Origin of the sequence: Streptomyces mashuensis, from assembly GCF_014654785.1 — a bacterium.
Classification (GTDB): Bacteria; Actinomycetota; Actinomycetes; order Streptomycetales; family Streptomycetaceae; genus Streptomyces; species Streptomyces mashuensis.
Genome location: NZ_BNBD01000002.1, coordinates 134784 through 149890, shown reverse-complemented (window position 1 = coordinate 149890; position 15107 = coordinate 134784). Strand labels below are relative to the sequence as shown.

Here is a 15107-nt window from a genome sequence, read left to right as displayed (position 1 = left end):
TCCTTGCCGGCCGTCAGGCCACGTAGCGTGCCCGGATGCGGTCCACCGCCGCGTCCGGGACGCACAGGCCCTCGCGCACGTACGCCGAGACGTCGCCGTACGCGCGCCGCATCTCCTCCAGCGCAGCCGCCAGGTACTCCGGGCGCACCCCCAGCACCGCGTCGACGATCTCCGGGGCGCCGCCCGCCGCGGCGAAGCGGTCCGCGAGCGGGGCGAACGCCGCACGGACCGCCGGGGCCACCGCCAGGTACTCGCGCTCGACGACCGCGTCGTCCGCGCCCAGCAGCATGAGGATCACGGCCGCCGCCCAGCCCGTGCGGTCCTTGCCCGCCGTGCAGTGGAACAGCACCGGGCCGCAGTCCGGCTCGGCGAGCGTCGTCAGCAGCGAGCCGTAGGCCCGGCGGGCGCCCGGGGCCGTCACGAACGACCGGTACAGGTCGCCCATCAGCTTCTCCGCCTTGCCGCCGCCCAGGTGCTCCTCCGCCGCGGCCGGGCTGCCGAGCACGTCCTCCACCCGCACCGGCACCTCGCCGTCCCGGCCGGGCGCCGTGCCGGCCAGGACGTCCGCGACGATCAGCCGGGCCCCCGCGGGCAGCCGGTCCGGGCGGTGCTGCCGCTCGGCCTCGCTGCGCAGGTCGACGACGGTGTGGATGCCCAGCGCGGCGACGGCCGGGTCCACGGCCGGGTCCAGCCGGTCCAGCTGGCCGGAGCGCAGCAGCAGCCCGGGACGGACGGCGGAATTGCCGGCGAGCGCGATGCCGCCCAGGTCCCGGAGATTGATGATCGTCGAGGCGTCGAGCTGCTGCGGCATGGGGCCGCCTCCCTGGTCGTACGGGGTCGGGCGCGGTGCTTTCATCCCTCATTGTGAGGAATGCGGGGAAAGTCCGCGACGCCGGCCCGGGACCCGGCCCCGGACCCGGCCCGGACCCCGGCCCCGGACTCCGGTCAGTGGCCGGCCGGAGGCGCGTACTTGTAACCCACGCGCCGCACCGTCACGATCGACGACCGGTGCTCCGCGCCCATCTTGCGCCGCAGCCGTGCCACGTGGACGTCGACGGTCCGCCCGTCGCCCACGTGCCCGTACCCCCACACCGTCGTGACCAGCTGGTCGCGCGTGTGCACGCGGTGCGGATGGGCGACGAGGTGGGCCAGCAGCTCGAACTCCAGGTAGGTCAGGTCCAGCGGCGCCCCGTCGACGTACGCCACCCGCTCCTCGGCGTCGATGCGCACGGGGCCCGCGGCCGTGGGGGCCGGGGCGGCCGGGGTCGTTACGGTCGGTTCCTCGGGGGCCGGCACCAGGACCAGGTAGCCGATCATCGGCGGCCGGCCCGGCAGCGCGGGCAGGGAGTGCGCCGGGGCCGGCATCCACGTGGCCTGCGGGTGCAGCAGCTCGGCGGCGGGCGGCACGGTCCGCAGGGGCGGCAGCTCGTCCGGCTCCACGGCACGCAGCCGGTGGCGCGGCGGGGCGAGGGTCGCCGAGGCCGAGGCCGAGGCCGAGGCGGAGGCGGGGGACGACGACGCGGGGACGGTACGGAGGTTCGTCATGAGCTCAGCTCTTTCGCGCGGTGGTACGTCGAAAGTGACGTGCAGGGCGCGGGCCGCTTGGCCGGCGAACGGATGCCGGCGGCTGACTTCGACGTGGGGTCAGCGGAAGGAGAGGGCCTGCGCGAGAGCCGCGCGACAACACACTCGGTCGAAGTCGTGGTGCTGGCGGGAAGGCCAGAAGGGCTCGAGGTCGCTGCGACCCGTCGCGGAGTTCTGGTAGCCGGCCATGCCTCTATTGAAACACGGCCCGCGACGGGGCAGCAGACCCCTGCGGCCTACCCGTGGTAAGGGCCGGTCAGCCGGCCGAGGCGACCAGCGGGTAGTGGTCGGAGAGGTCGGTGTAGGTGTACGTCCGGCCCCAGCTGGAGACCGTCCACGGCGCGCTGCTCTCCTTGATCACCGCGTTCTGCCAGCGCGTGGGCCGGGCGTGGCCGCGGCGGTGGAGGACGTGATCCAGGTCCTCGCGGGGGTCGGTGGGGTAGCGGAAGGAGGCGATCGAGTTCTCCTTCGTGTCGAAGGAGTACGGGTGGCCGGTGCGCGCATCGGCCGGCTCCAGGTCGCCGTCGGTGAGCATCGAGGCGTACTCGGGGCCGCGCGAGTCGATGTTGAGGTCGCCGGCGACGATCACCTGCTCGGCGGCCGGGATCTTCTTCGCGTCGAGGAAGGCGTCGATCTGCTTCAGCTGCCGGGACCGGTCCGCGGCGGCCTCACCGGCCGCGCACCCGCTGTCGGTCGACTGCAGGTGCGTCCCCACGACGTGCACACGCGTGCCCGCCACGTTCAGCACGACGTACGCGAACCCCTTGTTGGACCACCAGTCCGAGCCGCACGCGTCCTTGTAGATCACCTGCTCCTTGCGCAGCACCGGCCACTTGCTGAGCACGGCCACGCCGCCGTCCTCGGGCGAGGTGGCGGAGTAGTTCCCGCCGGTGGCGTCCCACCCGTCCTTGCCCCGCCCGACGACGGGCGTCTGGTACGGGTACTCGGCGGCGGCCCGCGCCTTGAGCGTGTCGGAGGCGCCGTTGTCGAACGCCTCCTGGAGCACGACGACGTCGTTGCCGCGGAAGAACCCGGCGGCGGGTATCTGCTGCGCGCGGTACTGCTGGCCCCAGTTGGGGTAGAGGTTGGTGCTCATGAGGAAGGTGTTGTAGCTGAGCACCTTCAGGGCGGGGGTAGCCCCGGCTGCGCCGTCCGCCGCGCTCGCGGGCTGCACGGCGAGCCCGCTGACGAGCGCGCCGGTGAGGGCGGCGAGGACGAGGGATCTGACGGCCTTCTGGCGACGGTTCTGCTTCTGCACTGGGTGACTCCCGGGGGACGGAACGGGAACGGGACGGGGGCGGAACGGGTGGAACACCATGTGAGGCGCCTCGGGTGACGAGGAGTGAGATCTGCGGCGAACCGAGGCTGACGAATGCAGAGACGCGTATGGGGCGGGTGTGGGTGAGCCGGCGTCGTATGTTGGACGAATGCGTACACAGGCCACCACTCTTGTCGTCGGCGCCGGTGTCGCCGGCCTGGCCGCCGCGCGGGAACTCGTGCGCGGCGGGCACACGGTCACGGTCCTGGAGGCCCGCGACCGCGTCGGCGGGCGGGTGTGGAGCGAGGTGTGGGACGGCGTCACCGTCGACCTGGGGGCCTCGTGGATCCACGGCGTGACCGGCAACCCCCTGACCGCGCTGGCCGAGGAGGCGGGCGCGCGGACGGTGGTGTTCAACGCCGGGACGCTCGCCGTGGCGGCCCCGTCCGTCGTCTTCGGCCCCGACGGCGAACGGCTCGGCCCCGACGCCGTGGCGCGCCGCGCCGCCGGACGGACCGCGGCCTACGAGCGGGCCGCACACGCCGAGGCCACCGGGCCCACCTGCTCCGTGGCCGACGTGGTGCCCGACCCGGAGGCGCTCGCGCACGTCAGCCGCATCACCGAGGACGACTGGGGGGCCGGTGCCGCCGAACTCGCCCTGTGGGGCCTGCGGCTGGGCGAGGACTTCGAGGGCGACGAGGCCGTGTTCCCCGGCGGCTACCAGCAGCTCGCCGAGCACCTCGCGCGCGGCCTCGACGTCCGGACGGGCCACCCCGTCACCCGCATCGAGCACGGGACCGGCGGGGTCACCGTGCACGCGGCCGGCCGTGCCTTCCCGGCCGGCCGCGTCGTCGTCACCGTCCCCCTCGGTGTCCTGAAGTCCGGTGCCGTCGCCTTCGACCCGCCGCTGCCCGACGGCAAGCGCGGCGCCGTGGACCGGCTCGGCATGGGCGTCTACGACAAGCTGTTCCTGCGCTTCCCGCACGCCTTCTGGCCGGACGGCGGCGGGAGCGGCAGCGACGTCATGGCCTTCGACGGCACGCCGGACGGGGAGTTCGCGTACTGGTTCGACCTGCGGCGGGTCACGGGCGCGCCGGTGCTGGTGAACCTGTGCGGCGGCCCCGTCGCGCGCCGCATGGAACGGCTCGGCGACGCCGCCCTCGTCCGCGCGGCGCTGGACCGGTTGCGTACGGCCTTCGGTGCGGCTGCCGTGCCCGACCCCGTCGCCCACCGCCGTACGCGCTGGGCCGCCGACCCGTGGGCGCGCGGCTCGTACTCGTACCCCGCCACCACCACGCGCCCCGGCGACCACGAGCTGCTGGCGGAGCCGGTCAGCGACCGCGTGTTCTTCGCGGGCGAGGCGACGACGGCCGGCCACAGCAGTACGGTGCACGGCGCGCTGCTCTCGGGCCTGAGGGAGGCCCGCCGCATCCTGGGATGAGCCCGGTGAACTGTCACACGGCCAGGCCGAACGTCCGGGCCAGGCCGGTGACCCCTTCGGGGGTGGGGTGGACGACGCGGGGGCTGGCGCCGTGCCGCAGCCAGCCCAGCGCGAAGAGACGGCCGGTCAGGGCCGCGCCCAGGCCGCCGGCGAGGTGGTGACGGTGCTCGCTCCAGTCGACGCAGTAACGGACGGCGGGGCGGCGCCGGGGGAGGCCGTCGGGGTCGACGCCGAAGTCGAGGAGGACGGCGCGGCCGGCGGGGGACAGGCGGTACGTCACGTCGTGGCCGTAGGCGGCCGGCCGGTCGCGCACGGCGGTGGCGGGGACGTGCGAGCCGTCGTGGCCGGCGAGGACGCCGCGGTCGAGCAGGGCGTGCAGGAGGTCGGTGCCGAGGCGGCCGGCGAGGTGGTCGTAGCAGGTGCGGGCGCGCTGCAGGGCGTTGGCGATGCTGCTCTCGCGCAGGGAGGACACCGGCAGGGGCGGCGCGATGAGGGCCAGGGCCTCCAGCGCGGCGACGACGTCGGGGCCGGCGAGGCGGTAGTAGCGGTGGCGGCCCTCGCGGTGGACGGTGACGAGCCCGCCGTCCATGAGCCGGGCCAGGTGGGCGCTGACGGTGGGCGCGCCGACGCCGGCCTCCGCCGCCAGGGTGCCGGCGGGCAGGGCGCGGCCGTCGCACAGCGCCTTGAGGATCCGGGCGCGGGACGGGTCGGCGACGAGGGCGGCGGCACGGGCGATGTCGGGCTGACGTGCGGCGGCTGAGGCGGTCATGACGAGCACGGTAGTGCGGCGACACTTCGACGGCCGGCGAAGCGTCCGGCTTCCAGAATCGGCACATGACGCCGCCACCGCGCCTCGCTCTCAGACCCTTGACCGCCCTCAGCCTCGGCTATTTCCTCGTCATGCTCGACGTGACCGTCGTGACGGTGGCCGTGCCGGACGTCCGTGCCTCGCTGGGGGCCGGGCCGGCGGCGATGCAGTGGATCGTCGACGGCTACAGCACCGTCTTCGCGGGGCTGTTGCTGCTCGGCGGCGGGCTGGGCGACCGGCTGGGCCACCGGCGGGTGTTCATGGGCGGCCTCACGGCGTTCGTGGCGGCGTCCGCGGTGTGCGGGGCGGCGGGTTCGCCGGCCGTCCTCGTCGCGGGACGGCTGGCACAGGGCGCCGGGGCCGCCTTCCTGGTGCCGGCCTCGCTGGCCCTCCTCCAGGCCGCCTACCCGGACCGGGCGGTACGGGCCCGCGCGATCGCCCTCTGGGGCGCGATGGCCGCCCTCGCGTTCGGCGCGGGGCCGGCGGTGGGCGGCCTCCTGCTGGCCGGCCTGGACTGGCGGGCGGCGTTCTGGGTGAACCTGCCGGTGGGGGCGCTCGCGCTGTGGCTCACGGCGCGGCACGTGAACGGGTCCGGCCGGCGTACGGGGGTCGCCGGCCGGACCGATCCCCTGGGCCAGGCCCTGGGCGTGGTCTCCCTGCTGGCCCTGGCCGGCGCGCTCAACGAGGCGGGCGGCCGGGGCTGGACGTCACCGCTGGTGCTCGGCGCGGCCGCGCTGGGCGCGGCGGGACTCACCGTCTTCGTCCTCGTCGAACGGCGCCTGGAACGCGGCATGGCCGCCCCGGGCGCCCGGCAGCCCCTGCTGCGGCCCTCCCTCTTCCGGAACGGCGCGTTCTCGGCGACGGCGGCCGTGGGCCTCCTCATCAGCCTGGGCTACTACGGCATGCTCTACGTCACCACGCTCCACTTCCAGCAGGAACGCGGCCTCGACGCCCTCGCCACGGGCCTGGCCCTGCTGCCGTCGGTCTGCATGGGCCTGCTCGCCGCCCCCCTCCTCAGCCGCCTCGTCCCCCGCACCGGCCCCTACGCCCCGATGACCTGCGCCCTCTTCCTGGGCGCCGCGGGCTTCCTCACCTGGCTCCTCACGGGCCCGACCCCCCTGGCCCTGGCGGCCACGGGCCTGGGCCAGACCACAGCAGCCCTCACCGCAACAACGGCGATCATCGACACAGCCCCACCGGAAGCCGCCGGCCTCTCCACCGCCCTCTTCAACACCGCCCGCCAACTGGGCAGCGCCCTGGGCGTAGCCCTCTTCGGCACCCTCACCACAACCCAGGGCCTCACCCGGGGCCTCCACACGTCGGCACTCCTGGCGGCTGTGGCTTTTGCGGTGGCGGGTGTGCTGTCGCTCCGGGGGTGGAAGAGCAGCCGGTCGCACCGTGCGGGGACGGCGAAGGCCGCCGCCCGCGAGCGGGGCGACGGCCTTCGTGAGGAAACCGCGGCTTAGATGTCGAAGTACAGCTCGAACTCGTGCGGGTGCGGGCGGAGCTGCATCGGGGCGATTTCGTTGGTGCGCTTGTAGTCGATCCAGGTCTCGATCAGGTCGGACGTGAAGACGCCGCCGGCCTGGAGGTACTCGTTGTCCTGCTCCAGGGCGTCCAGGACGGCCGGGAGGGAGGTGGGGACCTGGGGGACGTTGGCGTGCTCGTCGGGGGCGAGCTCGTAGAGGTCCTTGTCGATCGGCTCGGCGGGCTCGATCTTGTTCTTGACGCCGTCCAGGCCGGCCAGGAGGAGGGCCGAGAAGGCGAGGTAGGGGTTCGAGGACGGGTCCGGGGCGCGGAACTCGACGCGCTTGGCCTTCGGGTTCGAGCCCGTGATCGGGATGCGCATCGCGGCCGAGCGGTTGCGCTGCGAGTAGACCAGGTTGACCGGGGCCTCGAAGCCCGGGACCAGGCGGTGGTAGGAGTTCACCGTCGGGTTGGTGAAGGCGAGCAGCGAGGGGGCGTGCTTGAGGATGCCGCCGATGTAGTAGCGGGCGGTGTCCGAGAGGCCCGCGTAGCCCTGCTCGTCGTAGAAGAGGGGCTCGCCGTCCTGCCACAGGGACTGGTGGACGTGCATGCCGGAGCCGTTGTCGCCGAAGATCGGCTTGGGCATGAAGGTCGCGGTCTTGCCGTTGCGCCAGGCGACGTTCTTCACGATGTACTTGAAGAGCATCAGGTCGTCGGCGGCGGCGAGCAGCGTGTTGAACTTGTAGTTGATCTCCGCCTGGCCGGCCGTGCCCACCTCGTGGTGCTGGCGCTCGACCTGGAGGCCGGCCTTGTCCAGCTCCAGGGAGATCTCGGCGCGCAGGTCGGCGAAGTGGTCGACCGGCGGGGCCGGGAAGTAGCCGCCCTTGTAGCGGACCTTGTAACCGCGGTTGTTCTCCAGCGCGCCCGTGTTCCAGGCGCCCGCCTCGGAGTCGATCTCGTAGATCGAGCGGTTCGCGCTGGTCTCGAAGCGGACGCTGTCGAAGATGTAGAACTCCGCCTCCGGGCCGAAGAACGCCGTGTCGGCGATGCCCGTGGAGGCGAGGTACGCCTCGGCCTTCTTCGCGATGTTCCGCGGGTCGCGGCTGTACTGCTCACCCGTGATCGGGTCGTGGATGAAGAAGTTGATGTTGAGCGTCTTGTCCCGGCGGAACGGGTCCATCCGGGCGGTGGAGAGGTCGGCGCGCAGGGCCATGTCCGACTCGTGGATGGCCTGGAAGCCGCGGATCGACGAGCCGTCGAACGCCAGCTCCTCGTCCGGGTCGAAGGCCGAGGCCGGGATCGTGAAGTGCTGCATCACGCCAGGCAGGTCGCAGAACCGGACGTCGACGAACTTGACGTCCTCGTCCGCGATGAACTTCTTGGCCTCGTCGGCGTTCTGGAACATCCAACTCCTCCTAGCCCGGCCGACAGGCGGTCGGGGATTGCACCGGTGCGCGACCCGTGGCGCAGTCACGCTGCCGCCGACCCTAGAGAGACGGGATTTCCCGGGCATGACCCGATTGTTTCGCCGAGGTTAATCGGCTCGTCGGCCGTCCGCCGTCCCGACCCGCTCCCCAGGGAACGTATGCGGTCACAGTACGGTGGATGGGTGGACAACAGGCAAGCAATCGGCTCATGGCTCTCCGGCCCCCGCGCGGCCGCCGAGGACATGGGCGTCGAATTCGGTCACCGGGGGGAGCGCCTGGGGCTGCCCGAGAGCGGGCCCGGCTCCGTCGCCCCCGTCGGGCGGCGCATCGCCGCGCTCCTCGTCGACTGGGCGCTCTGCATGCTCATCTCCTACGGCTTCCTGGCCGGCGGCGATCCCCAGCGGGCCGGGAACTGGTCCCTGCTCGTCCTCCTCGTCCTCAGCGTCCTGACCGTCGGCACGGTCGGCTGCACCCCCGGCAAGCGCCTGCTCGGCCTCCGCGTCGTCGCCGCCGGCGGCGGGCGGCTCTCCCTGCCCCGCGTCGTGCTGCGCACCGTGCTGCTGCTCCTGGTCATCCCCGCCGTCGTCTGGGACCGCGACACCCGCGGGCTGCACGATCGTTTCGCCGGGGCCGTCCAGGTGCGGATCTGAGCAGAGACAGACACGAAGAAGAGAGACATGAAGAAGGGCGGGCCGGCCCCCTTACGGGGGCGGCCCGCCCTTCCATGGCGTCGGTGGCCTGCTGCGGTCAGCGGCCCTTCGGCATCCGCATCTTCTTGGGCATCGGGCCCTTCGGGATCGGCATGTTCGCGCGGGCGTCGCCCATCGCGCGCAGCCGGTCGTTCGTCTCGGTCACCTTCGGGCCCTGGACGGTCCGCGGCAGGCGCAGCAGGTGGCGCTGGAGCTTGCCCAGCGGCACCTGTCCCTCGCCGTCACCGACGAGGAAGTCGTGCACCGGGACGTCCGACACGACGCGTGCCACACGCTTCTTCTCGGCCACGAGCAGGGCCTTCACCCGGTTCGGGTTGCCCTCGGCGACCAGCACGATGCCGGCCTTGCCGACCGAGCGGTGCACCATGTCCTGGTGCCGGTTGATCTGCACCGCCGGCGTCGTCGTCCAGCCACCGCGGCGCATGTTCTCCAGCACCGCGGCCGCGGCTCCCGGCTTGCCCTCCATCGTCCCCCACACGGCGCGCTCGGCGCGCTTGCCGAAGACGATCGCCATCGCGAGGAAGGCCAGCAGCAAGCCGAGGATGCCCAGGTAGACCGGGTGGTCGAGCAGGAAGCCGATGGCGAGGAGCACACCGAAGGTGACCACGCCCACAGCCGCGACGACAGGGCCGACCTTGGGGTCGACCTCCTTGGTCATCTTGTAGGTGAGGGCGATCTGCTTCAGTCGCCCAGGGGTTTCGGATGAGTCCTTCCTCGCCATGTGGCGCAGTCTACGTGGCCTGGGGGCCCGGGGCCTCCAGGGCCTCCAGCACGTGCTGGGCCGCCCGGCGGTCCCGGGCGCGGCGGCGGTCCTCCAGGACCGCGGTCCAGGCGTTGCGACGGGCGGTGCGCTGCCCTCCACGCAGCAGCAGCCCCTCCAGTGCGCGCAGGGCCCCGGTGACGGACGGGGGCCGTACGGTCAGCGTGGTCGGCAGGGCGGAAGTGGCGCGGGTGGCGGTCGCCGTGGCTGCGGTACCGGGCGCGGCCTGCATGTCGGTGTCCCCTCGGAAACGAAACGCTGGTACGTGCGGAAGTGGAGGGTGTGGGTCGTGCGGGTGGTGCGCGTCGTGCTCGGCAGTGGTACGCAATCGTGATGAACAGCCGGTGGGGCACCTGGTGGAACGGTCCGTTCCCTGCTGCGGTGCGTACCACCATCGTCACTCACCGGTGTTACCAATGAGTGACCTGTTGGTCAAACGCCTATGAAACGTTGACGCGGCCGGTACCAGGGTTCCGCACCCCGGTACCGGCCGCATAGTGCCGGACGGCCCCGCCGGCCGCCAGACCGCCGTACGGTCAGGCCGCCGAGCCGGCCTCGTTGCGCGCCTCCATCGCCTGCTGGAAGAGGCGGCCCGCCCGGTAGGACGAACGGACCAGCGGGCCCGACATGACGCCCGCGTAGCCGATCTCCTCGGCCTCCTCCTTGAGCTCCACGAACTCCTGCGGCTTCACCCACCGCTCCACCGGGTGGTGGCGCACGCTCGGGCGCAGGTACTGGGTGATGGTGATCAGCTCGCAGCCCGCGTCGTGCAGGTCCTGCAGCGCCTCGCTGATCTCCTCGCGGGTCTCGCCCATGCCAAGGATCAGGTTGGACTTGGTCACGAGGCCGTACGCGCGGGCCCGGGTGATGACGTCCAGGGAGCGCTCGTAGCGGAAGCCGGGCCGGATGCGCTTGAAGATCCGCGGCACCGTCTCGACGTTGTGCGCGAACACCTCGGGGCGGGAGGCGAAGACCTCCTCCAGCAGCTCGGGCACCGCGTTGAAGTCGGGGGCCAGCAGCTCGACCTTGGTGTGGCCGCCCTCGCGGCCGGCGGTCTGCTCGTGGATCTGGCGCACGGTCTCCGCGTACAGCCAGGCGCCGCCGTCCTCCAGGTCGTCGCGGGCGACGCCGGTGATGGTGGCGTAGTTCAGGTCCATCGCGACCACGGACTCGCCGACGCGCCGCGGCTCGTCACGGTCGAGCGCCTGCGGCTTGCCGGTGTCGATCTGGCAGAAGTCGCAGCGCCGGGTGCACTGGTCGCCGCCGATGAGGAACGTGGCCTCGCGGTCCTCCCAGCACTCGTAGATGTTGGGACAGCCCGCTTCCTGGCACACCGTGTGCAGGCCCTCGCGCTTCACCAGGCCGTGGAGCTCCTTGTACTCGGGGCCCATCTTGGCGCGGGTCTTGATCCACTCGGGCTTCCGCTCGATGGGGGTCTGGGCGTTCCGGACCTCCAAGCGCAGCATCTTGCGTCCGTCGGGTGCGACAGCGGACACGTCCGGCTCCCTATGACTTCGATTCCTCGGCGAACACCAGGGTACGCCCGTTGTTTCTTAGCTCTTGCCTCAGCGCCTTGGGCAACTGATCGCCGCCCGCGCGCATTCCCGCCGGGCCTCAGCCCGCCGGGACCGCCGTGGCCGCCGGGGCCGCCCCGGCCGTCTCCACCGCCCGCGGCTGCGGGCGCTCCTCCGCGAGGACGTCCCGCAGGTGCTTCTCCACCAGCGGTACGACCTCGGTCACCGTGACCCGGCGGCCCAGCTCGTTGGAGAGCGAGGTCACACCCGCGTCCCGGATGCCGCACGGCACGATCTTGTCGAAGGCCGTGTTGTCGGGGTCGCAGTTGAACGAGAAGCCGTGCATCGTGACGCCCTTGGCGATGCGGATGCCGATCGCCGCCAGCTTGCGGTCCTCGCGGCGCTGGCCGGCGTTGGACGGGGCGTACTCCGGGCCGTTCAGCCGCGGGTCGAACTCGTCGTCCGTCAGCCGCGGGTCGAAGTCCAGGTTCAGGCCGGGGATCGCGGGGCGCTGCTCCCCTCCCTCGGTCGCGCTCCGCCTCGATTCCGCTTCGGCCGAGTGCCCCTCCCTCGTTCCTCGGTCGGGACCCTCAGCCTGCGCTGCATCTCGGCTGCGCTGCTTCAGCGGGTCGCCCAGCACCCACACGCCACTCCGGCCCTCCACGCGCGTGGTCTCCAGGCCCAGCTCCGCGCACGTGCGGATGAGGGCCTCCTCCAGGCGGCGGACGTGCGCGATGACGTCGACCGGGCGCGGCAGCTTGAGGATGGGGTAGCCGACGAGCTGGCCGGGGCCGTGCCAGGTGATCTTGCCGCCGCGGTCCACGTCGACGACCGGGGTGCCGTCCAGGGGGCGCTCGCTGTCCTCCGTGCGCCGTCCGGCCGTGTAGACCGCCTGGTGCTCCAGCAGCAGGCAGGTGTCCGGGATCTCGTCCGCGAAGCGTGCCGCGTGCACGGAGCGCTGCTCGTCCCATGCCGCCCGGTACTCCACGGCGTCGGCCCCGAAGCCCAGGTGGACGAAGCGCAGCTCGTACGGCTCGCGCGGCTCACACGGCTCTATCACGGCAGCTCCTGTTCGAACCCGTCGGTGGCCCGCCGTCGGTGCCCGGCGCGCCCCTGCCACTGTACGGCGGCGTGCGCGGGACGGGCCGCGGGGGTGGCGACCGGTGGACCTCCCGTGCGCCTCCTGTGGATCTTGTGTGACCGATTTGGCCTGTCCTCACACGATCGGATGAATGCGGGGCGAAGGTGGCGATCGGGGCGGCGGGGGCCGTTAAGTTCACGCCGTTCCAGGAACAAAGATCAGGGAGACCGGCAGGCTGATGACGGAACGACCCCCCCAGCGCATGCCCAACCGTCAGCTCGCGGCGCTGATCGCGGAAGCCGGCTTTTCCAACGCGGGCCTGGCCCGCCGCGTCGATCAGCTCGGCCTCGAGCACGGGCTCGACCTGCGCTACGACAAGACCTCGGTGACCCGGTGGCTGCGCGGCCAGCAGCCGCGCGGCACGACGCCCGCACTGATCGCCGAGGTGTTCACCCGGCGGCTGGGCCGCCGGCTGTCCGCCCAGGACCTCGGGCTCGACGCGTGCGCCCCCGTGTACGCCGGGCTGGAATTCGCCTCCTCGCCGGAGGAGGCCGTTGACATCGTCAGCGGGCTCTGGCGCAAGGACTCCGGCAGCCACACCGAACTGCGCAAGATCGCGTTCACTCCGGCGGGGCTGGTGGTGCCCAGCCGCGACTGGCTGATCGGGCGCGCGGACGAACGGGTGGCGCGCGGACCGAACCCCGCGCCCTCCACCGAGGGCGCGCGCGTCCCCGCGCAGACGCGCGGCGCCCCGGCGCAGCGCCAGCGCCCCGCCGAGCGCGCCCCCGGCAGCCGGGTGACGACGGGCGACATCGCCGCCCTGCGCTCGGTGGGGGAGCTCTTCCGCACGATCGACCACGCCTACGGCGGCGGCCACGCCCGCCAGGCGCTCGTGCGCTACCTCGAACACGAGACCGAGCCGATGCTGCGCGGCACGTACGGCGAGACGACGGGCCGGCGGCTGTTCGCGGCCGCCGCGGACCTCACCCGGCTCGCCGGCTGGACCTCGTACGACATCGCGGCGCACGGCCTCGCCCAGCGCTACTACGTGCAGGCGCTGCGGCTGGCCCAGGCGGCCGGTGACCGGGCCTACGGCGCGTACGTGCTGGTCACCATGAGCCGCCAGGCCGTCTACCTCGGGCACGGCCGCGAGGCCGTCCAGCTGGCGCGCGTCGCCCAGCAGGGCGTCGGCTCCGGCGCGGCGCCGGTGGTGCAGGCGCTGCTGCACGCGGTGGAGGCGCGCGGCCACGCCGTCCTCGGCGAGGTACGCGCCTGCTCGGCCTCGCTGGCCCGCGCCGAACGGGCCCTGGAGTCGGCACGCCCCGGCGACGACGTCCCGTACTGGGTGCGGTACTTCGACGAGGCGGAGCTGGCGGACGAGCTGGCGCACTGCCACCGCGACCTCCAGCAGTACCGGGCCGCGGCCCAGCACGCCGAACGCTCGCTCCAGCTGCGGGCCGCGGCGTACGCCCGCAGCCGGCTGTTCTGCCGGGTGGTGCTGGCGTCCGCGCGGCTGGGCCTCGGCGAGCTGGAGCAGGCGTGCCAGCTGGGCGCGGAGGCGGCGCAGCAGGCGTCCGAGATGCGGTCGGTGCGGGCGCTGGAGTACGTACGGGACTTCGAGCGGCGGCTCGAACCGTACCGCGACGCGAGCGCGGTGCGGGCGTACCGGGAGAAGGTCGCCGCCCTGTAGGCGTCACCGGTGCGCCCCCGGCGTGCCTACGCCGCCCGGAGCGTCGCCGTCCCGTAGCCCGGGCGGATGCCCAGGTCGTGGAGGACCGCCTGGGCCGCCCGGCGGCCGGAGAAGAGGGCGCCCTGGACCGTGCTCGTGTCGCGGTGGTCGCCGCAGACGTAGAGGCCCGACAGGAGCCGCACCGGGCGGCGGACGTCGTGCGGGGCCGGCATGGCCGGGACCGCGTCCGGGTCGTGGTGCGCGCCCAGCAGGCGCCAGCCGCCGGTCGGCGTGTTGTAGACGCGGGCCAGCTGGGCGCGGGCCGCGCGGTCCAGCTCGGCCACGGGCAGCGAGGCCGCGGCGCCCAGGACCGTCGACGTGATCAGTACGTGGCCGGCCGGGGCGCGGTCCGGGTCCACCTCGCTGGCGACCGTCGTGTGCGCCACCGGGCCCCGCCGCGCCGCGGTGAGGACCAGCGAGGCGTCCCGCAGCGGCGGCTCCGGCGCCGTGTGGTGCAGGACGGTCACGGGGTGGAAGCCGGGCAGGCGGAGGCCGGGGATCAGTTCGGCGGCGGCCCGCGCGCCGGTCGCCACGACGACCGAGCGGCAGGTGAAGGTGCCGTGGTCCGCGGTGACCACCGCGGTGGTGCCGATCGACGTGGCGCGCACGCCCGTCCGGATCGTGCCGGGCGGCAGCTGCCCGGCCATCAGCGTGGGCAGCACGCCCGCGCCGCCGGCCGGCAGGCACAGCCGGCCGCGGGCGTAGCCGCGCAGCACGATGTCGGCGCACCGGCTGGACGTCGTCAGGTCCGGGTCGGACAGCAGCGACGTCAGGAGGGGGCGCAGGAAGCCGTCGACGGTCCGGGCCGGCAGGCCGCGGGAGGCCAGCGTGGCGGCCGTGGGCCGGTCGGGGCGGGCCAGCATCCGGTCCATGGGCAGCGCGGCGAGCCGGTTGAGGGCCGCGCCCAGCCGCGCCTGGTCGAGGCCGGAGCTCCGCGAGGCGCGGGCCGCGGCGAAGGCGCGGGCGGTGGTGAAGGCCCGGCGGGCGCCGCGCAGTTCGCCGGCGCGCTGGTTGCGCCCGTCGGCGTGGACCAGCACGCCCGGGGTGAAGGGCCGCAGCTTGAGGCCCTCCAGGCCGGGGGTGCGGACCAGCTCGGGGAACGAGGTGTTGAGCAGCTGGCCCGTGCGGTCGAGCCGGAAGCCGTCGACGTCGTCGGTGGTCATCCGGCCGCCGGCGCGGGGGGCCGCCTCCAGGACCACGACGGTGACCCCGGCGCCGGTCAGGTGCTGAGCCGCCGACAGGCCGGCCAGGCCGGCTCCCACGATGACGACGTCGGCGTGGTGTGCGGTGTGGGGTGCGCTGTCGAGCACGTGCCCTCCCGGAATCGG

Annotated in this window: 14 protein-coding genes; 4 read left to right on the top strand and 10 right to left on the bottom strand. The window is 73.6% G+C overall.

Going from position 1 to position 15107, the window contains the following annotated elements:
• Positions 1–13: 13 nt before the first annotated feature.
• From IE305_RS05835 to sph, 3 genes are all read right to left on the bottom strand, one after another.
• Complete coding sequence (locus IE305_RS05835) at positions 14–811, bottom strand: tyrosine-protein phosphatase (RefSeq protein WP_190128355.1); 798 nt, start codon at positions 809–811, stop codon at positions 14–16.
• Positions 812–945: 134 nt separating this feature from the next.
• Positions 946–1545: a winged helix-turn-helix domain-containing protein gene (locus tag IE305_RS05830; protein WP_190128354.1), complete on the bottom strand. Its 600-nt coding sequence runs from the start codon at positions 1543–1545 to the stop codon at positions 946–948.
• A 295-nt stretch (positions 1546–1840) separates the two neighbouring features.
• Positions 1841–2842, bottom strand: coding sequence for a sphingomyelin phosphodiesterase (sph, locus tag IE305_RS05825; RefSeq protein ID WP_229890622.1), 1002 nt, complete (start codon positions 2840–2842; stop codon positions 1841–1843).
• Positions 2843–3011: 169 nt separating this feature from the next.
• On the opposite strand from sph, the gene IE305_RS05820 reads away from it, so the two are divergent.
• The gene (locus IE305_RS05820) at positions 3012–4283 is read left to right on the top strand and encodes a flavin monoamine oxidase family protein (RefSeq protein ID WP_190128352.1); all 1272 of its coding nucleotides are present in this window, start codon (positions 3012–3014) and stop codon (positions 4281–4283) included.
• Positions 4284–4296: 13 nt separating this feature from the next.
• Here IE305_RS05820 and IE305_RS05815 read toward each other — a convergent pair whose 3' ends face one another.
• Positions 4297–5052 (bottom strand): ArsR/SmtB family transcription factor, encoded by a 756-nt coding sequence (locus IE305_RS05815; RefSeq protein WP_190128351.1) that lies wholly within the window; start codon positions 5050–5052, stop codon positions 4297–4299.
• 65 nt (positions 5053–5117) lie between these two features.
• On the opposite strand from IE305_RS05815, the gene IE305_RS05810 reads away from it, so the two are divergent.
• Positions 5118–6557 carry an MFS transporter gene (locus tag IE305_RS05810; protein ID WP_190128350.1) on the top strand — a complete coding sequence of 480 codons (1440 nt, stop codon included), beginning with the start codon at positions 5118–5120 and terminating at the stop codon, positions 6555–6557.
• Here the strand turns inward: IE305_RS05810 and glnA are convergent.
• Entirely contained in the window at positions 6554–7963 is a 1410-nt protein-coding gene (gene glnA, locus IE305_RS05805; RefSeq protein ID WP_190128349.1) for a type I glutamate--ammonia ligase, read from the bottom strand. The two genes, IE305_RS05810 and glnA, sit on opposite strands and share 4 nt — an antisense overlap.
• 204 nt (positions 7964–8167) lie before the next feature.
• On the opposite strand from glnA, the gene IE305_RS05800 reads away from it, so the two are divergent.
• On the top strand, positions 8168–8635 hold the full coding sequence (locus tag IE305_RS05800; protein ID WP_190128348.1) for an RDD family protein: 468 nt from the start codon (positions 8168–8170) through the stop codon (positions 8633–8635).
• Positions 8636–8732: 97 nt separating this feature from the next.
• Here the strand turns inward: IE305_RS05800 and IE305_RS05795 are convergent, their stop codons facing one another.
• The 4 genes from IE305_RS05795 to lipB form a co-directional block, all read right to left on the bottom strand.
• Positions 8733–9416 (bottom strand): DUF4191 domain-containing protein, encoded by a 684-nt coding sequence (locus tag IE305_RS05795; protein ID WP_190128347.1) that lies wholly within the window; start codon positions 9414–9416, stop codon positions 8733–8735.
• Positions 9417–9426: 10 nt separating this feature from the next.
• Complete coding sequence (locus IE305_RS05790) at positions 9427–9687, bottom strand: SCO2195 family GlnR-regulated protein (RefSeq protein ID WP_229890620.1); 261 nt, start codon at positions 9685–9687, stop codon at positions 9427–9429.
• A 304-nt stretch (positions 9688–9991) separates the two neighbouring features.
• On the bottom strand, positions 9992–10951 hold the full coding sequence (gene lipA / locus IE305_RS05785; protein WP_190128346.1) for a lipoyl synthase: 960 nt from the start codon (positions 10949–10951) through the stop codon (positions 9992–9994).
• A gap of 118 nt (positions 10952–11069) precedes the next feature.
• On the bottom strand, positions 11070–12029 hold the full coding sequence (gene lipB / locus IE305_RS05780) for a lipoyl(octanoyl) transferase LipB (protein WP_229890618.1): 960 nt from the start codon (positions 12027–12029) through the stop codon (positions 11070–11072).
• A gap of 259 nt (positions 12030–12288) precedes the next feature.
• Between lipB and IE305_RS05775 the strand changes: the two genes are divergently transcribed.
• Positions 12289–13740, top strand: coding sequence for an NsdA family TPR-like regulatory protein (locus IE305_RS05775; RefSeq protein ID WP_190128345.1), 1452 nt, complete (start codon positions 12289–12291; stop codon positions 13738–13740).
• Between the two features lie 26 nt (positions 13741–13766).
• Here the strand turns inward: IE305_RS05775 and IE305_RS05770 are convergent, their stop codons facing one another.
• The gene (locus IE305_RS05770; protein WP_190128344.1) at positions 13767–15089 is read right to left on the bottom strand and encodes an NAD(P)/FAD-dependent oxidoreductase; all 1323 of its coding nucleotides are present in this window, start codon (positions 15087–15089) and stop codon (positions 13767–13769) included.
• Positions 15090–15107 lie beyond the last annotated feature (18 nt).